This window comes from Pseudomonas sp. RHF3.3-3 (assembly GCF_048069595.1).
Lineage (GTDB): Bacteria > Pseudomonadota > Gammaproteobacteria > Pseudomonadales > Pseudomonadaceae > Aquipseudomonas > Aquipseudomonas fuscovaginae_B.
Genome location: NZ_CP182250.1, coordinates 1,012,106 through 1,033,112, shown reverse-complemented (window position 1 = coordinate 1,033,112; position 21,007 = coordinate 1,012,106). Strand labels below are relative to the sequence as shown.

Sequence of the window (21,007 nt, the reverse complement as noted above, 5' to 3'; positions counted from 1 at the left end):
CCAACCAGCCTGCCGCCGCGACCAACGGCCTTCGTCGCGCAATCAGGGTTTCCCTCGGCGGAGCGGCGTCATGTATGCTACGGGGCTTCCTGTAACTCCACTTCCAGCAGCACCCGCACGGTGCGTTGAAGAGGATTGGGCCACCCTTTCCAGAACAAGTAGCCATGCACGAACACTATCAGCCCCGTGAAATCGAAAACGCCGCCCAATCGTTCTGGGACGAGCAGAAGTCCTTTGAAGTCAGTGAACAGCCAGGCAAGGACACCTACTACTGCCTGTCGATGTTCCCTTACCCCAGCGGCAAGCTGCACATGGGGCACGTGCGCAACTACACCATCGGCGACGTGATCGCCCGCTACCAGCGCATGCAGGGCAAGAACGTCCTGCAACCCATGGGCTGGGATGCCTTCGGCATGCCGGCGGAAAACGCCGCGATGAAGAACAAGGTCGCACCGGCCAAGTGGACCTACGAAAACATCGCCTACATGAAGAGCCAGCTGCGCAGCCTGGGCCTGGCGGTGGACTGGTCCCGCGAAGTGACCACCTGCAAGCCCGACTACTACCGTTGGGAACAGTGGCTGTTCACCCGCCTGTTCGAGAAAGGCGTGATCTACCGCAAGAACGGTACCGTGAACTGGGACCCGGTGGACCAGACCGTACTGGCCAACGAGCAGGTGATCGACGGCCGCGGCTGGCGTTCCGGCGCGCTGATCGAGAAGCGCGAAATCCCGATGTACTACTTCAAGATCACCGCCTACGCCGATGAACTGCTGGAAAGCCTCGACGAACTGCCGGGCTGGCCCGAGCAGGTCAAGACCATGCAGCGCAACTGGATCGGCAAGTCCCGCGGGATGGAAGTGCAGTTCCCGTACGACGTCGATTCCATCGGCGAAGCCGGCACGCTGAAAGTCTTCACCACCCGTCCGGACACCCTGATGGGCGCGACTTATGTCGCCGTCGCCGCCGAGCACCCGCTGGCGACCCAGGCCGCGCGCAACAACCCCGAACTGCAAGCCTTCATCGCCGAATGCAAGGCCGGCAGCGTCGCCGAAGCCGACGTCGCCACCCAGGAAAAGAAAGGCCTGCCAACCGGCCTGTTCGTCGCCCACCCGCTGACCGGCGAAAAACTGCCGGTGTGGGTCGCCAACTACGTGCTGATGCACTACGGCGACGGCGCCGTAATGGCAGTGCCGGCCCACGACGAACGTGACTTCGAGTTCGCCAGCAAGTACCACCTGCCGATCAAGTCGGTGGTGCGCACCAGCTCCGGCGACACCCACCCGGCCCCGTGGCAGGACGCCTACGGCGAACACGGCACCCTGATCAACTCCGGCGAGTTCGACGGCCTGGACTTCGCCGGCGCGTTCGACGCCATCGAAGCCGCGCTGATCAGGAAGAACCTCGGCGCCTCGCGTACCCAGTTCCGCCTGCGCGACTGGGGCATCAGCCGCCAGCGCTACTGGGGCTGTCCGATTCCGATCATCCACTGCGACAGCTGTGGTGACGTACCGGTACCGGAAGACCAACTGCCGGTCGTGCTGCCGGAAGACGTGGTGCCGGACGGCGCCGGTTCGCCACTGGCGCGCATGCCCGAGTTCTACGAGTGCAACTGCCCGAAATGCGGCCAGCCGGCCAAGCGTGAAACCGACACCATGGACACCTTCGTCGAGTCGTCCTGGTACTACGCCCGCTATGCCTCGCCACGCTACGAAGGTGGCCTGGTCGACCCGAAAGCGGCCAACCACTGGCTGCCGGTGGACCAGTACATCGGCGGTATCGAACACGCGATCCTGCACCTGCTGTACGCGCGCTTCTTCCACAAGCTGATGCGCGACGAAGGCCTGGTCAGCTCGAACGAGCCGTTCAAGAACCTACTGACCCAGGGCATGGTGGTCGCCGAGACCTACTACCGTCGCGAAGCCAACGGTGGCTACACCTGGTACAACCCGGCGGACGTCGAGCTGGAGCGCGACAGCAAGGCCAAGATCATCGGCGCCAGGCTGATCAGCGACGGCCTGCCGGTGGAGATCGGTGGCACCGAGAAGATGGCCAAGTCGAAGAACAACGGCGTCGATCCGCAATCGATGATCGAGCAGTACGGCGCCGACACCTGCCGCCTGTTCATGATGTTCGCCTCGCCGCCCGACATGAGCCTGGAATGGTCCGACTCCGGCGTCGAGGGTGCACACCGCTTCCTCAAGCGTGTCTGGCGTCTGGCCCAGGCCCACGTGACCCAGGGTCTGCCGGGCAAGCTGGACCTGACCGCGCTGAACGACGAGCAGAAAGCGGTCCGCCGCTCCATCCACCTGGCGATCAGGCAGGCCAGCCAGGACGTCGGCCAGAACCACAAGTTCAACACCGCCATCGCCCAGGTGATGACCCTGATGAACGTGCTGGAAAAGGCGCCGCAGGGCTCCACCCAGGACCGCGCGCTGATCCAGGAAGGCCTGGAAACCGTGGCCCTGCTGCTCGCGCCGATCACCCCGCACATCAGCCACGAGCTGTGGAAACAGCTGGGTCAGGACGGCGCCATCATCGACGCCGGCTGGCCGGTGCTGGATGAAAGTGCCCTGGTCCAGGACAGCCTGGTGCTGGTGATTCAGGTCAACGGCAAGCTGCGTGGTCAGATCGAGATGCCGGCCAGCGCCACCCGCGAGGAAATCGAAGCGGCGGCCCGGGTCAACGAAAACGTACTGCGCTTCATCGATGGCCTGACGATCCGCAAGGTCATCGTCGTGCCCGGCAAGCTGGTCAACATCGTCGCCAGCTAATTGGACCAGGCGCCCGTCAGAGCGAGCGCCTTACAGGATTTCCGGGGCCGCCATGCCGGCCCGCGGTTTCAAGGGGAGCAACAAGATGATCAAACGCAATCTGCTGGTAATGGGCCTTGCGGTGCTGCTGAGCGCGTGCGGCTTCCAGCTGCGTGGCACGGGCACCTCCGAACTGACGATCAAGGAATTGTCGGTCAGCGCCCGCAACGCCTACGGGGATACGCTCAAGCAACTGACCCAGGTGCTGGAGCACAGCGGCGTCGACGTCCACAAGGGCGCGCCTTACAAGCTGGTACTGACCAACGAGCAGGAAACCCAGCGTGCAGCGAGCTACAGCGGCTCGGGTCGTAACGCCGAGTACGAACTCAACACCGCGCTGAACTACGAGATCCGTGGTGAGAAGGACCTGCTTCTGACTGACGGCAAGCTGGAAGTGCAGAAATACTATGTGCACGACGGCAACAACATCACCGGTGGTGACGCCGAGGCCGCGGAGCTACGCAAGGAAATGCGTCGTGACCTGGTGCAGCAGATGGTCATCCGCCTGCAGGTGCTGACCCCGCAACAGCTGGACAGCCTCCAGCAGGCCGCTGATGCCAAGGCCAAGGCGGATGCCGATGCCCTGGAAGCCGCGCGCAAGTTCGAGGCCTCGCAGCCACAACAATCGCCTCTGGAACTGCCGAACCCGTAAACCATGTGGGGCGCCCCTGGCGCCCCCTGGCAACCCGCCCATGAAACTCGCTCCCGCCCAACTCGCCAAACACCTGCAAGGTGGCCTCGCGCCGGTCTATATCATCAGCGGCGACGATCCGCTGCTGTGTCAGGAGGCTGCCGACGCCATTCGTGCCACCGCCCGCCAGCAAGGCTTCGATGAGCGCCAGGTGTTCAGTGCCGACGCCAACTTCGACTGGGGCACCCTGCTGCAAGCCGGTGCCAGCATGTCGCTGTTCGCCGAGAAACGCCTGCTGGAACTGCGCCTGCCGTCGGGCAAGCCGGGTGACAAGGGCGCCGCCGCGCTGATGGAGTACTGCGCGCGACCGGCCGACGATACCCTGCTGCTGATCAGCCTGCCCAAGCTCGACGGCAGCGCGCAGAAGACCAAGTGGGGCAAGGCGCTGATCGAAGGCCAGCAGACCCAGTTCATCCAGATCTGGCCGGTGGATGCCAACCAGTTGCCGCAATGGATTCGCCAGCGCCTGGCCCAGGCGGGGCTTTCCGCCCAGCAGGATGCCGTGGAACTGATTGCCGCACGGGTCGAGGGCAACCTGCTGGCCGCCGCCCAGGAAATCGAAAAGCTCAAGCTGATGGCCGAGGGCGGGCAGATCACCATCGAGACGGTGCAGGCGGCGGTGGCCGACAGTGCCCGCTTCGATGTGTTCGGCCTGGTCGATGCCGTGCTCAATGGCGAGGCAGCCCACTCCCTGCGCATGCTCGAAGGGCTGCGTGGCGAAGGGGTCGAGCCGCCGGTGATTCTCTGGGCCCTGGCCCGGGAACTGCGGCTGCTGGCCAACCTGTCCCAGCAGTACAGCCAGGGCGTACCGCTGGACAAGGCCTTCAGCCAGGCCAAGCCGCCGGTGTGGGACAAACGCCGACCACTGATGAGCAAGGCCCTGCAACGCCACTCGGCACAACGCTGGAGCCAGTTGCTGATGGATGCCCAGCGCATCGACGCGCAGATCAAGGGCCAGGCTGCCGGCTCGCCATGGAGCAGCCTGAGCCGACTCAGCCTACTGATGTGTGGACAGCGTCTGGCGCTGCCAGCGGAATAACCCCACTGGACAGACAGGTGCATCTGCCTGATGATTCGCGCTCTTCCAACCCAAGAGTGCACTGCCATGAGCAAGCCGTCCCGGCGCCGTCCCAACAAAGCCAAATCGATCATCGCCCAGCCACTGTTCCGAAGCCGCCAGGAACAGCCGGCCAAAGGCAAGGGCAGCTACCGTCGCGAAGCCTTCCAGTCCAAAAGCTGGGAGGCTTCTGACTTTCTGGCCGCGTGAAAGTGTCATCACGACCTGCACCCCCAAGGCATGATAAGGTCAACACCTGATTCGCATTCTTCGGACCCGCGCATGCCCTTTAGTCTCACCCTCGGTTGGCCTTTGCGCCGACTGTTCGCCTCCACCAGCTTCATCCTGCTCGTCGCCTGTGCGGAAAAGCCCACGGCCGCCGACGCCCAGCCGCTGCCAACACTGCCCGCTACGCCGGTGCCGACTCCCGCAGCAGCACCTGCCACCGATACCCCGTTTATCCAGCCCGCCCAGAGTTTCGAGGATTGGCGCGCGGCATTCCGTATCGAGGCATTGCGCGCCGGGATCACCCCGAATACCTTCGACAACGCCTTCGCCGGCGTCAGCCCCGACATGAGCGTGATCAAGGCCGATCGCAGCCAGCCGGAGTTCACCCGGCCAGTGTGGGAATACCTCGACGGCGCACTGTCGGCGACCCGCGTGCGCAAGGGCCAGGCCCTGCTGGTGCAGAACAGCGCGGTGCTGCAGAGCATCGAGCAGCGTTATGGCGTCGACCGCGAGGCCCTCGTCGCGGTCTGGGGCATGGAGAGCAACTTCGGCCAGTTCCAGGGCGATAAATCGGTGATCCGTTCGCTGGCGACCCTGGCCTACGAAGGCCGTCGTCCGGGCTTCGCCCAGAGCCAATTGCTGGCCGCCCTGCAGATCATCCAGCATGGTGATATCCGTCCGGAACAGATGCTCGGCTCCTGGGCCGGCGCCATGGGCCAGACCCAGTTCATCCCGACCACCTACAACAGCTATGCGGTGGACTTTGACGGCGATGGCCGCCGGGATATCTGGAACGATTCGGCCGATGCCCTGGCCTCGACCGCCAACTACCTGCAAAGCTCGGGTTGGCAGAAAGGCCAGCCTTGGGGTTTCGAAGTCGCGGTACCGGCCGGTTTCGACTACTCGCTGGCCGACGGCGCCATCCGCAAGCCGGTCAGCGAATGGCTGCAGATGGGCGTGCAACTGCCCGCCGGCGTCGCCCTGCCCTATGGCGCCGCACCGCTCTCGGCTTCGCTGCTGCTACCGGCGGGTTATCGTGGGCCGGGGTTCCTGGTGCTCGACAACTTCCGCGCCATCCTCAAGTACAACAACTCGTCGTCCTATGGCCTGGCGGTCGGGCTGCTGTCCCAGCGGTTCAACAGTGGTGGCGTAATTCGCGGCAGTTGGCCCAAGGATGACCTGCCACTGAGCCGCAGCGAGCGGATCGAGTTGCAGACGCTGCTCAGCAGCACGGGCTACGATGCCGGCAACCCGGATGGGATCATCGGGGCCAACACCCGCAAGGCCATTCGCGGTGCACAGCAATCGCTGGGTTGGCCAGCGGATGGCTATCCGAATCACAAGCTGCTCGAGAGCCTGCGCAAACGCTAGAAAGCAACGCGCTCCCTTAGGAGCCGGGCTTGCCCGCGCAGCTTTCAGTGGCCGCGCTGGCCTCTTCGCAGGCAAGCCTTGCTCCTACAGTGCATGTCGTAACAGTTTGGGAGCGGGCCCTGTTCGCGGGCAAGTCGGATCGCCGCACCGCCTGCCTCTACAGGCCTCGTGTCGAATCTGGACGAAATCAGATCCGCACCACATCCTGCTCCAGCACCAGCCGCCGTGCATCGGCCTCCAGGCGCACCTGCGCACCCAGCGGCAGCGTCAGGTTCGGGTCGCAATGCCCACTGCGCCAACCGGCCAGCACCGGAATCCCCAGGGGGCCCAGTTCCTGCTTGAGCAGCCTCGCCAGGGCATCGCTGTCGACCCCGGCAAAATCCCCCACCAGCACGCCCTTCAGGCCTTCGAGCTTGCCTGCCAGGCGCAGGTGGGTGAGCAGCCGATCCACCCGATACAGAGGCTCGTTGACGTCCTCGATGAACAGGATCACGCCATCGGTATCGATTTCGTAGGGCGTCCCCAGGCTGGTGCAGATCAACGTCAGATTACCGCCCTGCAGGCGCCCATGGGCGCTTCCCGGGGCCAGGGTGCTCAGTGGATAGGCTTCGGGGTGTTCGAGCGTATCACCGGCCTTGAGACGGCCACCAAGCAGGTCGAACAGGGACGCTTCGGTCGGTGGCAACTTGCCCTTGAGCAGATCGATGTTGAACATCGGTCCATGGAACGTCATGAACCCGGCGTAACGGGCAATTGCCAGGTGCAGGGCGGTGATATCGCTGTAACCGACCAGCAGCTTGGGATTGCGGGCGAGCAGCGGGTAATCGATCCGCTCCAGCAGCCGCGGGCAGCCATAACCGCCTCGCAGGCAGAGGATGGCGTCGATTTCCGGGTCGGAGAAGGCATCGTGCAGGTCCCGCAGGCGAACCTCGTCGCTGCCGGCCAGGTAACCGTCCCGTTGCGAGACACCTGGAAAGATCCGTAGCTCATAACCGCGCGAGCGTACCCACTGCCGGGCTTCCTGCGGGTCGATGGCGACCGGGCCGGCCGGGGCGATCAGGCCGATCACCCCGCCCTGGGGCAGTGCCGACACCGCGCTTTGTTCCGGGTAGAAGTCCCGCACGGGTCGAAGGCTGCCCATGGGTCTTACGACGCTCCCAGCAGTTCGGCCTTGACCAGCTTGGCCTGCTCGTCGGCATGGTACGAGGAACGCACCAGCGGGCCCGAGGCGATGTTCTTGAAGCCCATCTTGTAGCCTTCCTCGGCGAACCAGGCGAAGGTGTCCGGATGGACGAAACGCTGTACCGGCAGGTGACTGCGCGATGGCTGCAGGTACTGGCCGAGGGTCAGCATGTCGATGTCATGCTCGCGCATGCGCTTCATCACTTCGATGACTTCGTCGTCGGTCTCGCCCAGGCCGAGCATCAGGCCGGACTTGGTCGGTACGTGCGGGACCATCTGCTTGAAGCGCTGCAGCAGGGTCAGCGACCACTGGTAGTCGGAACCCGGACGCGCGGCCTTGTACAGGCGCGGTACGGTTTCCAGGTTGTGGTTGAACACATCCGGCGGCTCGGCCGCGGTGATTTCCAGGGCGACGTCCATACGGCCGCGGTAGTCCGGGACCAGGGTCTCGAGCTGCACGTTCGGCGACAGCTTGCGGATCTCGCGGATGCAGTCGGCGAAGTGCTGGGCACCGCCGTCACGCAGGTCGTCGCGGTCCACCGAAGTGATCACCACGTACTTCAGGCGCAGGTCGGCAATCGCCACCGCCAGGTTCTTCGGCTCGTCGACGTCCAAAGGCTTCGGCCGGCCATGGCCGACGTCGCAGAACGGGCAACGACGGGTGCAGATGTCACCCATGATCATGAAGGTCGCGGTACCGCCGCTGAAGCACTCGCCCAGGTTCGGGCAGGAGGCCTCTTCGCAGACACTGTGCAGCTTGTGCTTGCGCAGCAATTGCTTGATGCGGTCGACTTCCGGCGACACCGGGATGCGCACGCGAATCCAGTCGGGCTTCTTCGGCAGCTCGGTAGTCGGGATGATCTTCACCGGGATCCGCGCGACCTTCTCGGCACCACGCAGCTTGACGCCGGTTTCGACTTTCGCACGGGCCGGGCGCTCGGAAACATCCAGCGCCGGGATCAGGGTTTGCACAGCGTCTTGCGCAGTAGTCATATCAATCGATTCCGCCCGTGAGGGTCGTCTGCTCAGCATAGTCGAGGTGTTTGACGAGCTGCGCACGCAGCCGGGCACTTACCTCGGCAAATTCAATCGGTCCTGTGTGGTCGCGCAGCTGGGTCATCGCCAGCCCCGCATAACCGCAGGGGTTAATCCGTCGGAACGGCGCCAGGTCCATGTCGACGTTCAACGCCAGGCCATGGAAGGAACAGCCGTTGCGAATCCGCAGACCCAGGGAGGCGATTTTCGCGCCATTGACGTATACCCCGGGAGCATCGGCCTTGGCCTCGGCCTGCACGCCATACTCGGCGAGCAGTTCGATCAGGCTGCGTTCCATCCGGCTGACCAGTTCGCGCACGCCGAAACCCAGGCGGCGAACGTCCAGCAGCAGATAGGCCACCAGTTGGCCAGGCCCATGATAAGTCACTTGGCCGCCACGATCGACCTTCACCACCGGAATGTCGCCCGGCAGCAGCAGGTGCTCGGCCTTGCCGGCCTGGCCCTGGGTGAAGACCGGCGGGTGCTGCACCAGCCAGACTTCATCGGGAAACTCTTCGGACTTGCGTCCGTCGGTGAATCGCTGCATGGCATGCCAGACCGGCTCGTAAGGCGTCTGGCCGAGCTCGCGAAAGCCCAACATGCCTGCCATCACAGCACCATGTGTACGAAGCCGGTGGCCCGCAACTCGCTGTTGATGTTGTACAACTGGTCCTGGTCGGTGGCCACGATGTGCAGCTGGATCGTGGTGTACTTGCCGTTGCTGCTCTGGCGTTCGTCCACCCGCTGGTCGTTGATCGTCGCATGCTTGCGGACGATCTCGACGATCTTGTCCTTGTTGCCCACACCCGTGTCACTGATCACCTTGACCGGATAGTCGGTAACCGGGAACTCGATTTTCGGAGCTTTTACTTCAGTGTCTGTCATGACAATAACGGCCTCGTAAGCCCAGGCAACGGACGTGCCTCGCACCCGGGTCGGGTGGAGGCACGCAAATCGACACTATGTGATGAAAATGCCGCTGGTGAAACCGCGTCAGTTGAACATGCCGTAGAAGAACATGCGGATGCTATCCCACAGGCGACGGAAGATACCACCTTCCTCCACCGCGTCCAGCGCGATCAGATCAGTGCTGCGCACCACCTTGTCATCCAGTTTGACTTCCACTTTACCGATGACGTCACCCTTGGCGATCGGCGCGACCAGTTTCGGGTTGATGGTCATGCTGGCGGCGAGCTTTTTCAGCTGGCCTTTAGGCATAGTCATGGTCAGGTCTTCGGCCAGGCCGGCCTTGACTTCGTGGGTGGTGCCTTTCCAGACCGGCGCCTTGGCCAGCTCGGTGCCCTTCTGGTAGAAGGTCTGGGTTTCGAAGAAGCGGAAACCGTAGGTCAAAAGCTTCTGGGTCTCGGCTGCACGGGCCGCTTCGCTGTTGGTACCGAACACCACCGCGATCAGGCGCTGGCCGTCACGCACCGCCGAGGACACCATGCAGTAGCCGGCTTCTTCGGTGTGGCCGGTCTTCAGGCCGTCAACGGTCTTGTCACGCCACAGCAACAGGTTGCGGTTGGGCTGCTTGATGCCGTTCCAGAAGAATTCCTTCTGCGAGTAGATGGCGTAGTGCACCGGGTCGACACGGATGATCGCGCGAGCCAGCAGCGCCATGTCGTGGGCCGACGAGTAGTGCTCGGGGTTCGGCAGGCCGGTCGGGTTCATGAAGTGGCTGTTGCTCATGCCCAGATCGCCAGCGGTCTTGTTCATCATGTCGGCGAAGGCATCTTCGCTGCCGGCGATGTGCTCGGACAGCGCCACGCTGGCGTCGTTGCCGGACTGGATGATGATTCCGTGCAGCAGGTCGCTGACGGTCACCTGCGAACCGACCTTGACGAACATCCGCGAACCACCGGTACGCCAGGCGTTCTCGCTGATGGTCACCGGATCGTTCTCGCCGATCTGGCCGCGACGGATTTCCAGGGTCGCGATGTAGGCGGTCATCAGTTTGGTCAGGCTCGCCGGCGGCAGGCGCTGGTCGCCGTTGTTCTCGACCAGCACGTTGCCGCTGGCGGCATCCATGAGCACGTAGGACTTGGCGGCAAGTTGCGGCGACGCCGGCAACGCCATGTCATCGGCAGCCCAGGCGGCGGGCGCCATGATCAACGGCACAAGCAGGCACAAACGTTTGGCAAAGGTGGTGATGTTCATCCGTCTCTCGAAATCGCTAATGGAAACTTGCCCTCACGGGCAAAACTAATCAGACAGCCAGAGGCTGCCCCGTGTTCGGTTGCTCGCTCCACCACCCTTTCCAGGCTTTTATTATTAAACGAACCAACAACCAGGCCCCGGCCCCAGGCTCAGCACCCCATGTATCCGCGCTCGCCCAGGCGGCGTTGAAACATTCTGTACAGAGCCTTGGAAGGCTACCCAATCCGCCATTTTGCCTGTGTTACTCCGACGTCACCAGACTTGGCGAGCCGAGATTGGCCAGGCGGACACTGTTCTGCACCTGCTGGACCTCATCCGGCGTGCCGATCGGCCCCATCCGCACCCGATGCAGTGTCTGCTGGTTGCGTACGATCGAACTGACGAACACCGGCGCCTTGACCATCGAGCTCAGCTTCGAGCGCAGCAGTTCGGCAGCGTCCGGGTTCGCGAAGGCGCCCACCTGGAGATACTGGCCAGAGGCTGGTACCGCACCGTTTTTTTTTGCATCGGCCTGTGCCTGCACAGGGACCACGTCGGTGGCGTGCTGTTGCGGCGGTGGCGTCCACTGCTCGATGGTGCCGGTGGAAGCCGACAGAGCCGGCGTGGACGTCTGCGCCACCTGCGGTTCATTGAGCATCAGCGGCGCCGGCCGGCCACGCTGGGCCCACCATTGTTGCGGATCGATGCCTTCGACCCGGACCCGCGCCGTGCCGATCTCGGCGTAGCCGAGCTTCTTGGCGGCGGCGTAGGACAGGTCGATGATCCGGTCGGAATAGAACGGCCCGCGGTCGTTGACCCGCAGGATCACACTGCGATTGTTGTCCAGGTTGGTCACCCGCACGTAGCTGGGCAGCGGCAGGGTCTTGTGTGCGGCACTCATGCCGTACAGGTCGTAGACCTCGCCGTTGGCGGTGTTCTGGCCGTGGAACTTGGTGCCGTACCAGGACGCGGTACCCTGGGCGATGTAGTTCTTCGAATCCTGCAGCGGGAAGTAGGTCTTGCCCAGCACCGTGTAGGGGTTGGCCTTGTAGGGACCGGAATGCAGGGTCGGGGTGGCGTCGGGAATCCGCGATACATCGACGTCCCACCATGGCGCGCCGTCCTTGTGGGCCCGGTTGATGTCCAGCCCGGGCTTGGAACGGATCGCATTGGAAGACGACGACTGATAGGGCGAACGGCTGGACGAGCAACTGACCACCAGCACCGCCAGCGCGGTGCAAGCCAACAGCTTCAGTGGTTTGGAAATCGGCAAAGCCTGCATTACTTGACGCCCCGTGCTTGGACCAACAGGTCAGACAGCTGATGCACGGCCATGGCGTACATTACGCTGCGGTTATAGCGCGTGATCGCATAAAAATTCTTCAGGCCCATCCAGTATTCAGGCCCATTGTCGCCTTCCAGGCGAAATGCCGTCACCGGCATGTCATCGCGCAGCGCATCATGACTCGACCAGCCCAGTGCCCGCAACTCCCCCACGGTCTTCACCGGGTCGAGACCGGGGCTCAGCCCCTGGTCGACCTGGTCACCGCGCACATCGGCGCGACTGACCACCGGCTCGCCGGTCACCCAGCCGTGGCGCTTGAAATAGCTGGCGACACTGCCGATGGCGTCGTCGGCGTTGGTCCAGATATTGATGTGGCCGGTGCCGTCGAAATCCACCGCATAGGCGCGGAAACTGCTCGGCATGAACTGCGGCAGGCCCATCGCCCCGGCGTAGGAGCCCTTGAGGCTCAGCGGATCGAGCTGCTCCTCGCGGGCCAGCAGCAGGAACTCGCGCAGTTCCTTGCGGAAGAACTCGGCGCGGGGCGGGTAGTCGAAGCCCAGGGTCGACAGGGCATCGATCACCCGGTAGTTGCCGGTGTTGCGGCCAAAGAAGGTTTCCACGCCGATGATCGCGACAATCACCTGGGCCGGCACGCCATATTCCTGCTCGGCGCGGGCCAGGGCGGCCTCGTGCTGGCGCCAGAAGTCGACGCCACGGGCGACCCGGGCATCGGTGAGGAACATCGGGCGGTATTCCTTCCACGGCTTGACCCGCTCGGCCGGCCGGGAAATCGCATCGAGAATGCTCTGCTTGCGCTCGACCTGACGGAACACGTCCATCAGTTGCTCACCGGCGAAACCATAGTCGCGGGTCATTTCACCGACGAACTCGGCGACTTGCGGCGATCCTTCGTAATCACCGGCCAGCGCCCCCGGCGCGGCCCCCAGGCAGCCGAGAAGGCCCATCCAGGGAGCGCATCGAGCCGCCCAGTCGCGCATCACTTGCATTGAACTGTTCACCTTAATCAAACCTGTGCGATCCACTTACGGTGGGTATGGATCGACATCAAAATCCCAAACGCTGACAGCAGTGTCACCAGCGAAGTTCCGCCGTAGCTAATGAACGGCAACGGCACCCCGACGACAGGCAACAGGCCACTGACCATACCGATATTGACGAAAACATAAACGAAGAAAGTCATGGTCAGGCTGCCAGCCAGCAGCTTGCCGAACAGGGTCTGGGCCTGGGCGGTGATCACCAGCCCACGACCGATCAGCAACAGGTATAGCAGCAGCAGGACGCAGATCCCCACCAGGCCGAACTCCTCGCCCATCACCGCGATGATGAAGTCGGTGTGGCTTTCCGGCAGGAAGTCCAGGTGCGACTGGGTGCCCAGCAGCCAGCCCTTGCCGAACACGCCGCCGGAACCGATGGCGGCCTTGGACTGGATGATGTTCCAGCCGGTCCCCAGCGGGTCGCTTTCCGGGTCGAGGAAGGTCAGGATCCGCTGCTTCTGGTAGTCGTGCATGATGAAGAACCACATGCCCACCGCCACCGGTACCGCCGCTGCCAGCACGCTGAGGATCCAGCGCCAGCGCAGCCCCCCCATGAACAGCACGAACGCGCCACCCGCCAGCACCAGCAGCGAGGTGCCGAGGTCGGGCTGGCGGACGATCAGGATGAAGGGCACGCCGATCAGCATCAGGCTGATCCCCACATGCTTGAGCTGCGGCGGCAGGGTGCGCTTGGACAGGTACCAGGCGATGGTCGCCGGCATCAGGATCTTCATGAATTCCGACGGCTGGAAACGAATGACCCCGGGAATGTTGATCCAGCGCGTCGCGCCCATGGCGTTGTGGCCCATGACGTCCACCACCACCAGCAGCATGACCCCCAGCACATAGGCCAGGGGCACCCAGCGGGCCATGAAACGCGGCTCGAACTGGGCAATGACGATCATCGACACCAGGCCGATACCGAAGGACGTCGCCTGCTTGATCAGCAGGTCCCAGCTCTTGCCGCTGGCCGAGTACAGGACGAACAGGCTGCCGGCCGCCAGGGTCAGCAGCAGGACCAGCAACGGGCCGTCGATGTGCATGCGCTGCAACAGGGTGGCCCGGCGGCGCATCACATCCTCACTGGAGAGGATGCGATCGAAATTGGCAATCACGGCGTAGCCTCCGCGGTAGTAGTGCCAGCGTATTCAGGTTTGAGCCGGCCATCCGGGCCGAGCAGCCAGGCATCCATCACCTGGCGGACCACCGGCGCCGCGACGCCGGAACCGGACTCGCCGTTCTCGACCATCACCGCGACGACGATCTTGGGGTTGTTGGCCGGGGCAAAGCCGACGAACAACGCGTGGTCGCGATGGCGTTCCAGGACCTTCGAGCGATCATATTTCTCACCCTGCTTGATCGCCACGACCTGAGCCGTACCACTCTTGCCGGCGATCAGGTACTGCGCGCCGATCGAGGCCTTGCGCGCGGTACCACGGGCACCGTGCATCACCTGCTGCATGCCGTGGTTGACCTTGTCCCAGTCCGACGGGTTGCGCAGGACGATATCCGGCATCGGGTTGTCATCCTTCGGCCGCTGGCCCTCGATGGTCTTGGCCAGGTGCGGCCGGTTCCACACGCCCTTGTTCGCCACCAGGGCCGTGGCCTGGGCCAGTTGCAGCGGCGTGGCCTGCATGTAGCCCTGGCCGATCCCGAGGATCAGCGTCTCGCCCGGGAACCAGGCCTGGCGGCGCGTGGTGCGCTTCCACTCGCGCGACGGCATCAGCCCCGGCGATTCCTCGAACATGTCCAGGGAGACCTTCTGGCCCAGGCCGAACTTGTTCATGTAGCTGGCCAGGCGGTCGATCCCCAGCTTGTGGGCCAGGTCGTAGAAATAGGTGTCGTTGGAACGCATGATCGCCGTGTCGAGGTCGACCCAGCCGTCGCCGGTGCGGTTCCAGTTGCGGTATTTGTGATCGTAGTTCGGCAACTCGTAGTAGCCGGGGTCGAAGACTCGCGTCGAGGCGTTGACCACACCGCTGTCCAGGCCGGCGATCGCCACCGCCGGCTTGATGGTCGAGCCGGGCGGGTACAGACCGCGCAACACCCGGTTGAACAGCGGCCGGTCGATGGAATCGCGCAGTTCGGCGTAGGCCTTGAAGCTGATGCCGGTGACGAACAGGTTCGGGTCGAAACTCGGCTGGCTGACCATTGCCAGCACCTCGCCGGTGCTCGGATCGAGCGCCACCACCGCGCCACGACGGCCACCCAGGGCTTCCTCGGCGGCTTCCTGCAGCTTGATGTCCAGGCTGAGGACGATGTCCTTGCCCGGTACCGGATCTGTGCGCTTGAGCACCCGCAGGATACGACCGCGGGCGTTGGTCTCGACCTCCTCGTAACCGACCTGGCCATGCAGCTCCGCCTCGTAGAAGCGTTCGATGCCGGTCTTGCCGATATGGTGGGTACCGCTGTAGTTCACCGGGTCGAGGACCTTGGCCTCCTTTTCGTTGATCCGCCCCATGTAACCCACCGAATGGGCGAAGTGCGCGCCCTGTGGATAATGGCGAACCAACTGCGCGACCACCTCGACGCCCGGCAGGCGGAACTGGTTCACGGCGACGCGGGCGATCTGCTCCTCGGTGAGCTCGAACAGGATCGGCACCGGCTCGAACGGCCGGCGCCCCTGGCGCATGCGTTTTTCGAAGAGCACGCGATCCTCGGGCGTCAGTTGCAACACCTCGACGATCACATCCAGCACTTCCTGCCAGTTGCCGGCCCGTTCGCGGGTCATGCTCAGGCTGAAACTCGGCCGGTTATCGGCCACCACCACACCATTGCGGTCGTAGATCAGGCCGCGGGGCGGCGGGATCGACTGCACATGGACGCGGTTGTTTTCCGACAGGGTCGAGTGGTAGTCGTACTGGATCACCTGCAGGAAATACAGGCGGGCGATCAGCACACAAATCAGCAGCACGACCACCACCGCGCCGACCACGACACGGTTACGCACCAGACGGGCGTCTTTCTCGTGGTCCTTGAGGCGAATCGGCTGGGTCATTCGGCAGGCTTATTTGTGATAGGGGTGGCCGGACAGCACGGTCCAGGCACGATACAGCTGTTCACCGATCAGAATCCGCACCAGCGGGTGCGGCAGCGTCAGCGGCGACAGCGACCAGCGCTGATCGGCCCGTGCACAGACTTCCGGCGCCAGCCCCTCGGGGCCACCGACCATGAAGTTGACCGTACGCGAATCCAGGCGCCAGCGATCCAGTTCGACCGCCAACTGCTCGGTGCTCCACGGCTTGCCGTGGACCTCCAGCGTGACGATCCGCTCGTTGGGGCCGACCTTGGCCAGCATGGCCTCGCCTTCCTGACGGATGAAACGAGCCACGTCGGCATTCTTGCCCCGGGTATTGAGCGGTATCTCCACCAGTTCCAGCGCCAGTTCGGAAGGCAGACGCTTGGCATACTCATGCCAACCCTCTTCCACCCATTTGGGCATGCGGGAACCGACGGCAATCAGACGCAGACGCACGGGCGACCCTTATTCCATGTCCTTGTTGAGCTTGGCGAAGTGCTCATGGGAGTTTTCCGGGCTGTGGTGGGCAGCGCTGGCCGAACGGCTCTGCTCGGCACCGGCCCACAGGCGCTCCAGGTCATAGAACTGGCGAGCCGAGGCGGTCATCATGTGCACGATGACGGTGTCCAGGTCCAGCAGCACCCAGTCGCTGTCGCCCTTGCCTTCCTCGCCCAGCGGACGCAGGCCCTTGGCCTTCACGTTCTCGCGCACCTTGTCCAGCATCGCGTTGATCTGGCGGTTGGAGGTACCGGTGGCGATCACCATGTAGTCGGTGATGCTGTTCTTGTCACGCACGTCGATGACCTGGATATCCTGGGCCTTGACGTCTTCCAGTGCGGCCTTGGCCACTTCGACGATGTCCGCGCCGTTCAAAACTTCTTTGTTCGTCATATAAAACTCATTCAGCTCGTATGTTTGGCGATTTCTTCGCGCAACTTGCGGCGTTGAAACCCACCTTCAGTTCGACGCACGGTACAGACCGTGCGCATCGATATAGGCCAGGACCGCGTCAGGCACCAGGAAACGTACCGACTTACCGCTGGCCAGCAGTTGACGGATCTGGGTGGCCGACACCGCGAGGGGTGTCTGCCAGACGAATGTAATATGCCCGCCAGGCCCCGGCAGGGCCTTCGGGTCGCTGACCGACCGTGCGGCCAGCAGGTTGCGCAAGGCATCCGGCGGCTCGCTGTCGGCATCCGGGCGTTGCAGCACCAGGATGTGGCAATGCAGGAGCAACTCCTCCCAGCGATGCCAGGTGGGCAGGCCGCAGAATGCGTCCCAGCCCAGCAACAGAAACAATTGGTCCTCGGCGGCCAACTCGGCCCGCATGAGTTCCAGGGTGTCGATAGTGTAGGACGGCTTGTCCCGCTGCAGCTCCCGATCGTCGACCACCAGCGGCGCGATGCCGGCCACTGCGCATTCGACCATCGCCAGCCGGGCACGCGCCGAAACCTGCGGCGTGTCGCGATGAGGAGGCCGGGCGCTGGGCATCAGGCGCAACTCATCGAGCTCCATCAGTTCCGCGACCTCCAGGGCACTGCGCAAATGGCCGATGTGCACCGGGTCGAAGGTTCCGCCGAGCACACCGATGCGCCGAGGTGGAACTTCGCGAGGGGGCACGGCGGCTGACTGGCGTTTGCCGACCAAGTCAGAGCGACTCCTGGCCACGCAACTGCCCGTCGCCGACCACGATGTACTTCTCGCAGGTCAGGCCTTCCAGACCGACCGGTCCGCGGGCGTGCAGCTTATCAGTAGAGATGCCGATCTCGGCACCCAGCCCGTATTCGAAACCATCGGCGAAGCAGGTCGGGGTGTTGAGCATCACCGAGCTGGAGTCGACGTCGGCCATGAAGCGCCGGGACTCGGCCAGATCCTCGGTGACGATCGAGTCCGTGTGATGGGAACCGTAGCCGTTGATGTGCTCGACGGCCATGTCCAGGCCGTCGACGACGCGGATCGACAGGATCGGCGCCAGGTATTCGGTGTTCCAGTCCTCTTCGGTCGCCGCCACGGCCTCGATGATCGCCCGGGTCCGCGCGCAGCCACGCAGCTCGACGCCCTTGGCCCGGAACTGCTCGGCCATGGCCGGCAGGAAGGACTCGGCCACGGCCTTGTCCACCAGCAGGGTCTCCATGGCGCCGCAGATGCCGTAGCGATAGGTCTTGGCGTTTAAGGCGATGCGCCGGGCCTTGTCGAGGTCGGCACGGGCGCTGACATACACGTGGCAGATGCCGTCCAGGTGCTTGATCACCGGCACCCGGGCATCGCGGCTGATCCGCTCGATCAGGCCCTTGCCGCCACGGGGTACGATCACGTCGACATACTCGGGCATGCTGATCAGCGCCCCGACAGCGGCCCGGTCGGTGACTTCCACCACCTGCACGACGGCCGCCGGCAGGCCGGCCTCGTCCAGGCCGCGCTGGATGCAGGTGGCGATGGCACGGTTGGAGTGGATCGCTTCGGAGCCGCCACGCAGGATCGTCGCGTTGCCGGACTTCAGGCACAGGCTGGCGGCATCGATGGTCACGTTCGGCCGCGATTCGTAGATGATCCCCACGACCCCCAGCGGCACGCGCATCCTGCCGACCTGGATACCCGACGGCCGGTAGCTCATGTCGCGGATCGCCCCGACCGGGTCCGGCAGGTTCGCTACCTGGCGCAGACCGACGATCATGCTGTCGATCCGCGCCGGCGTCAGTGCCAGACGCTCGACCAGCGCCGGCTCCAGACCATTGGCGCGGGCAGCGGCCAGGTCGAGCTCATTGGCGGCGACCAGTTCGTCACGCGCCGCATCCAGCGCGGCGGCGGCGGCGTGCAGCGCGCGATTCTTCTGCGCGGTGCTGGCACGGCCGATCACGCGGGAAGCCTCGCGGGCTGCGCGACCCAGGCGGGTCATGTAGTCAGGAACGGACTCGGTCATGGTCTTGAGGAGGTCTTGGCAAAGAAGAAAGCGGCCGATTATAGCTGTCGCGCCGCCTGACGGACAGCGGTGCCGGGCGGATGGTCGAAATGCCGCACAAACAGCCGCCATTCAGCCTGAATTAAGCACAAAATCGGTATGATTGGCCTCCAAACAGTCCGGAATGCCCATCAGCGACGATGTCCAATCTGACACCCCTCCCCCTGCCAAACGCCCTGCCAGACAGCTTTTTCGACCGCGACGCGCAACTGCTCGCCCGCGAACTGCTGGGAAAAGTCATACGTCATCGGGTCGGCGATCTGTGGCTCGCGGCACGCATCATAGAGACCGAAGCCTACTACTTCGAGGAAAAAGGCAGCCATGCCTCCCTCGGCTATACAGAAAAGCGTAAGGCTTTGTTTCTGGATGGCGGGCACATCTATATGTACTACGCTCGCGGTGGCGACTCGCTGAACTTCAGTGCCCGGGGGCCGGGGAACGCCGTGCTGATCAAGTCGGCCTATCCCTGGACCGACGACCGCTCAGGCCCCGCCAGCCTGGCGCAGATGCAACTGAACAACCCGGACGCCCAGGGTGGCCCGCGCCCGGCGCAGAAACTGTGTGCCGGCCAGACCCTGCTGTGCAAGGCGCTGGGCCTGAAGGTGCCGATCTGGGACGCCAAGCGCTTCGACCCGCAGCGGCTGTTCGTCGAAGACGTCGGCAACCGGCCGGCACGCATCATCCAGACCACCCGCCTGGGCATCCCCCTGGGCAGGGATGAGCACCTGATGTATCGCTTCGTCGATGCCGAATATGCCACCTGCTGCACCCGCAACCCGCTGCGCCGGGGCCAGGTCGAAGGCAGGGACTACCACCTGCTACCCTGAACAAGGAAATCGCCCATGGGCCCATGGCTCGATAGCATCACCGGCTGGCTGACAGCCAATCCGCAGTGGCTCGGCCTGGCCGTGTTCATCGTCGCCTGCGTCGAATGCCTGGCCATCGCCGGCATCATCGTGCCGGGCACCGTCCTGCTGTTCGCCATCGCCGTCCTGGCCGGCAGCGGCGCCCTGCCGCTGGGTGAAACCCTGCTGCTGGGGTTTCTCGGCGGCCTGCTCGGCGACGGCTTGTCCTACACCCTGGGCAGGCGTTTTCACCAGAACATCCGCCGCCTGCCCGGCCTGCGCCAGCACCCGGAATGGATGAACGGTGCCGAGTCCTACTTCCAGCGCTACGGCATCGCCAGCCTGCTGGTGGGACGCTTCATCGGCCCGTTGCGGCCAATGCTGCCGATGATCGCCGGCATGTGCGACATGCCGCTGCCACGCTTCATCGGCGTCAGCCTGCTTGCCGGCGCCGGCTGGTCGGTGGCCTACCTGCTGCCGGGCTGGGCCACCGGCGCGGCGTTCCGCCTGCCGCTGCCCGAGGGGTTCTGGCCGCAGACCGCGGTGGTCGCGGCGGGCCTCGCGGCCCTGATCGGCCTGTGCATCCATTGCAGCCTCAAGCGCCATCCACGGGCCACGCTGCTGATTTCCGGGCTGAGCCTGTTGCTGCTGGCCGGCCTGTTCCTCGGCTACCCGCACTTGCAGGCGTTCGACCAGGGGCTGATGGCACTGGTCCAGGAGCACCGTGACAGCAGCTTCGACCTGATCGCCGTGATCATCACCCGCCTGGGCGACTTCCGCACCCAGTTCACCGTCGCAACGGTGCTCACGCTGCTGTTGCTGCTGGCCCGGCAATGGCGGCATGCGCTGTTTTTTGGCGGCACCCTGGCCGTCACCGCCATCGGCAACACCGCCACCAAGCATCTGTTCGCCCGCATGCGTCCGGAAGTCCTCAGCGACCCGATCACCAGCTACAGCATGCCCAGCGGTCACAGCTCGGGCTCGTTCGCCTTCTTCCTGGTACTGGCGGTGCTGGCCGGCCGCGACCAGCCACCCCGGATGCGCGTCACCTGGCTGCTGCTCGGCTGCCTGCCAGCGTTCGCCGTGGCGTTGTCACGGGTCTACCTGGGCGCGCATTGGCCCACGGACATCCTGGCCGGGGCCTTGCTGGCGATTGCCGTCCTGGCTGCCAGCCTGACCCTGAGCCAGCGCCACCTGCCGCTGGGCAGCATGCCACCACGGGCCTGGTGGCTGATCCTGCCGGCCGCCGTGGCGCTGTACGGCTCACATGCGCTGTGGCACATACCTCAGCAGTTGCTGCGGTATGCCTACTAGTGGCCTGTGCGAATTAGCCA

General features: G+C 64.3%; 20 protein-coding genes. 7 read left to right on the top strand and 13 right to left on the bottom strand.

Features of this window, described 5'->3' with window-relative positions; all coding sequences use genetic code 11:
- The first annotated feature begins 164 nt into the window (after positions 1 to 164).
- The 5 genes from leuS to ACMGT0_RS04585 all read left to right on the top strand — a co-directional run bounded on the left by leuS (position 165) and on the right by ACMGT0_RS04585 (position 6,157).
- Entirely contained in the window at positions 165 to 2,771 is a 2,607-nt protein-coding gene (gene leuS, locus ACMGT0_RS04605; RefSeq protein ID WP_416771655.1) for a leucine--tRNA ligase, read from the top strand.
- A gap of 85 nt (positions 2,772 to 2,856) precedes the next feature.
- Complete coding sequence (gene lptE / locus ACMGT0_RS04600) at positions 2,857 to 3,462, top strand: LPS assembly lipoprotein LptE (protein WP_416771653.1); 606 nt, start codon at positions 2,857 to 2,859, stop codon at positions 3,460 to 3,462.
- Positions 3,463 to 3,502: 40 nt separating this feature from the next.
- On the top strand, positions 3,503 to 4,540 hold the full coding sequence (gene holA / locus ACMGT0_RS04595) for a DNA polymerase III subunit delta (protein ID WP_054060059.1): 1,038 nt from the start codon (positions 3,503 to 3,505) through the stop codon (positions 4,538 to 4,540).
- A gap of 66 nt (positions 4,541 to 4,606) precedes the next feature.
- Entirely contained in the window at positions 4,607 to 4,768 is a 162-nt protein-coding gene (gene arfA / locus ACMGT0_RS04590) for an alternative ribosome rescue factor ArfA (protein ID WP_017123357.1), read from the top strand.
- Between the two features lie 72 nt (positions 4,769 to 4,840).
- On the top strand, positions 4,841 to 6,157 hold the full coding sequence (locus tag ACMGT0_RS04585) for a lytic murein transglycosylase (RefSeq protein WP_416771650.1): 1,317 nt from the start codon (positions 4,841 to 4,843) through the stop codon (positions 6,155 to 6,157).
- A gap of 187 nt (positions 6,158 to 6,344) precedes the next feature.
- Here the strand turns inward: ACMGT0_RS04585 and ACMGT0_RS04580 are convergent, their stop codons facing one another.
- From ACMGT0_RS04580 to ACMGT0_RS04520, 13 genes are all read right to left on the bottom strand, one after another.
- Entirely contained in the window at positions 6,345 to 7,298 is a 954-nt protein-coding gene (locus ACMGT0_RS04580; RefSeq protein WP_054060061.1) for a S66 peptidase family protein, read from the bottom strand.
- A 5-nt stretch (positions 7,299 to 7,303) separates the two neighbouring features.
- The gene (gene lipA, locus ACMGT0_RS04575; protein ID WP_054060062.1) at positions 7,304 to 8,332 is read right to left on the bottom strand and encodes a lipoyl synthase; all 1,029 of its coding nucleotides are present in this window, start codon (positions 8,330 to 8,332) and stop codon (positions 7,304 to 7,306) included.
- Between the two features lies 1 nt (position 8,333).
- The gene (lipB, locus tag ACMGT0_RS04570; RefSeq protein ID WP_054060063.1) at positions 8,334 to 8,984 is read right to left on the bottom strand and encodes a lipoyl(octanoyl) transferase LipB; all 651 of its coding nucleotides are present in this window, start codon (positions 8,982 to 8,984) and stop codon (positions 8,334 to 8,336) included.
- Positions 8,984 to 9,259 carry a DUF493 domain-containing protein gene (locus ACMGT0_RS04565; protein WP_017903133.1) on the bottom strand — a complete coding sequence of 92 codons (276 nt, stop codon included), beginning with the start codon at positions 9,257 to 9,259 and terminating at the stop codon, positions 8,984 to 8,986. The genes lipB and ACMGT0_RS04565 overlap by 1 nt, the downstream gene beginning before the upstream one ends.
- A gap of 108 nt (positions 9,260 to 9,367) precedes the next feature.
- Positions 9,368 to 10,531 (bottom strand): D-alanyl-D-alanine carboxypeptidase family protein, encoded by a 1,164-nt coding sequence (locus ACMGT0_RS04560; RefSeq protein ID WP_054060064.1) that lies wholly within the window; start codon positions 10,529 to 10,531, stop codon positions 9,368 to 9,370.
- A gap of 241 nt (positions 10,532 to 10,772) precedes the next feature.
- Positions 10,773 to 11,792 (bottom strand): septal ring lytic transglycosylase RlpA family protein, encoded by a 1,020-nt coding sequence (locus ACMGT0_RS04555; RefSeq protein WP_054060065.1) that lies wholly within the window; start codon positions 11,790 to 11,792, stop codon positions 10,773 to 10,775.
- Positions 11,792 to 12,802, bottom strand: coding sequence for a lytic murein transglycosylase B (gene mltB / locus ACMGT0_RS04550; RefSeq protein WP_054060066.1), 1,011 nt, complete (start codon positions 12,800 to 12,802; stop codon positions 11,792 to 11,794). Before mltB ends, ACMGT0_RS04555 begins: the two co-directional genes overlap by 1 nt.
- 17 nt (positions 12,803 to 12,819) lie before the next feature.
- Positions 12,820 to 13,923 (bottom strand): rod shape-determining protein RodA, encoded by a 1,104-nt coding sequence (gene rodA, locus ACMGT0_RS04545; RefSeq protein WP_010446724.1) that lies wholly within the window; start codon positions 13,921 to 13,923, stop codon positions 12,820 to 12,822.
- Between the two features lie 38 nt (positions 13,924 to 13,961).
- Positions 13,962 to 15,848 (bottom strand): penicillin-binding protein 2, encoded by a 1,887-nt coding sequence (gene mrdA, locus ACMGT0_RS04540; RefSeq protein WP_054060067.1) that lies wholly within the window; start codon positions 15,846 to 15,848, stop codon positions 13,962 to 13,964.
- A 9-nt stretch (positions 15,849 to 15,857) separates the two neighbouring features.
- Positions 15,858 to 16,325, bottom strand: coding sequence for a 23S rRNA (pseudouridine(1915)-N(3))-methyltransferase RlmH (gene rlmH, locus ACMGT0_RS04535; RefSeq protein WP_003185785.1), 468 nt, complete (start codon positions 16,323 to 16,325; stop codon positions 15,858 to 15,860).
- Between the two features lie 9 nt (positions 16,326 to 16,334).
- A complete protein-coding gene (gene rsfS, locus ACMGT0_RS04530; RefSeq protein ID WP_054060068.1) occupies positions 16,335 to 16,760 on the bottom strand; it encodes a ribosome silencing factor in 426 nt (141 codons plus the stop codon).
- A 66-nt stretch (positions 16,761 to 16,826) separates the two neighbouring features.
- Positions 16,827 to 17,489 carry a nicotinate-nucleotide adenylyltransferase gene (gene nadD / locus ACMGT0_RS04525; protein ID WP_192842765.1) on the bottom strand — a complete coding sequence of 221 codons (663 nt, stop codon included), beginning with the start codon at positions 17,487 to 17,489 and terminating at the stop codon, positions 16,827 to 16,829.
- Between the two features lie 28 nt (positions 17,490 to 17,517).
- The gene (locus ACMGT0_RS04520) at positions 17,518 to 18,789 is read right to left on the bottom strand and encodes a glutamate-5-semialdehyde dehydrogenase (protein WP_416771644.1); all 1,272 of its coding nucleotides are present in this window, start codon (positions 18,787 to 18,789) and stop codon (positions 17,518 to 17,520) included.
- 179 nt (positions 18,790 to 18,968) lie between these two features.
- Between ACMGT0_RS04520 and ACMGT0_RS04515 the strand changes: the two genes are divergently transcribed.
- Together ACMGT0_RS04515 and ACMGT0_RS04510 are read left to right on the top strand one after the other, a co-directional pair.
- Entirely contained in the window at positions 18,969 to 19,655 is a 687-nt protein-coding gene (locus tag ACMGT0_RS04515; RefSeq protein ID WP_054061509.1) for a DNA-3-methyladenine glycosylase, read from the top strand.
- A 15-nt stretch (positions 19,656 to 19,670) separates the two neighbouring features.
- Positions 19,671 to 20,987 (top strand): bifunctional DedA family/phosphatase PAP2 family protein, encoded by a 1,317-nt coding sequence (locus ACMGT0_RS04510; RefSeq protein ID WP_416771642.1) that lies wholly within the window; start codon positions 19,671 to 19,673, stop codon positions 20,985 to 20,987.
- The last annotated feature ends 20 nt before the right edge of the window (positions 20,988 to 21,007 follow it).

What these genes read in the sequence shown, in the direction of transcription:
- holA (WP_054060059.1), top strand. Translation starts at nt 3,503, where the DNA reads ATGAAACTCGCTCCCGCCCAACTCGCCAAACACCTGCAAGGTGGCCTC.
- ACMGT0_RS04520 (WP_416771644.1), bottom strand. Translation starts at nt 18,789, where the DNA reads ATGACCGAGTCCGTTCCTGACTACATGACCCGCCTGGGTCGCGCAGCC.
- arfA (WP_017123357.1), top strand. Translation starts at nt 4,607, where the DNA reads ATGAGCAAGCCGTCCCGGCGCCGTCCCAACAAAGCCAAATCGATCATC.
- lptE (WP_416771653.1), top strand. Translation starts at nt 2,857, where the DNA reads ATGATCAAACGCAATCTGCTGGTAATGGGCCTTGCGGTGCTGCTGAGC.
- ACMGT0_RS04555 (WP_054060065.1), bottom strand. Translation starts at nt 11,792, where the DNA reads ATGCAGGCTTTGCCGATTTCCAAACCACTGAAGCTGTTGGCTTGCACC.
- ACMGT0_RS04510 (WP_416771642.1), top strand. Translation starts at nt 19,671, where the DNA reads ATGGGCCCATGGCTCGATAGCATCACCGGCTGGCTGACAGCCAATCCG.
- lipB (WP_054060063.1), bottom strand. Translation starts at nt 8,984, where the DNA reads ATGGCAGGCATGTTGGGCTTTCGCGAGCTCGGCCAGACGCCTTACGAG.
- ACMGT0_RS04580 (WP_054060061.1), bottom strand. Translation starts at nt 7,298, where the DNA reads ATGGGCAGCCTTCGACCCGTGCGGGACTTCTACCCGGAACAAAGCGCG.
- rsfS (WP_054060068.1), bottom strand. Translation starts at nt 16,760, where the DNA reads ATGACGAACAAAGAAGTTTTGAACGGCGCGGACATCGTCGAAGTGGCC.
- mltB (WP_054060066.1), bottom strand. Translation starts at nt 12,802, where the DNA reads ATGCAAGTGATGCGCGACTGGGCGGCTCGATGCGCTCCCTGGATGGGC.
- rodA (WP_010446724.1), bottom strand. Translation starts at nt 13,923, where the DNA reads ATGCGCCGCCGGGCCACCCTGTTGCAGCGCATGCACATCGACGGCCCG.
- ACMGT0_RS04515 (WP_054061509.1), top strand. Translation starts at nt 18,969, where the DNA reads ATGTCCAATCTGACACCCCTCCCCCTGCCAAACGCCCTGCCAGACAGC.
- lipA (WP_054060062.1), bottom strand. Translation starts at nt 8,332, where the DNA reads ATGACTACTGCGCAAGACGCTGTGCAAACCCTGATCCCGGCGCTGGAT.
- mrdA (WP_054060067.1), bottom strand. Translation starts at nt 15,848, where the DNA reads ATGACCCAGCCGATTCGCCTCAAGGACCACGAGAAAGACGCCCGTCTG.
- leuS (WP_416771655.1), top strand. Translation starts at nt 165, where the DNA reads ATGCACGAACACTATCAGCCCCGTGAAATCGAAAACGCCGCCCAATCG.
- ACMGT0_RS04585 (WP_416771650.1), top strand. Translation starts at nt 4,841, where the DNA reads ATGCCCTTTAGTCTCACCCTCGGTTGGCCTTTGCGCCGACTGTTCGCC.
- ACMGT0_RS04565 (WP_017903133.1), bottom strand. Translation starts at nt 9,259, where the DNA reads ATGACAGACACTGAAGTAAAAGCTCCGAAAATCGAGTTCCCGGTTACC.
- ACMGT0_RS04560 (WP_054060064.1), bottom strand. Translation starts at nt 10,531, where the DNA reads ATGAACATCACCACCTTTGCCAAACGTTTGTGCCTGCTTGTGCCGTTG.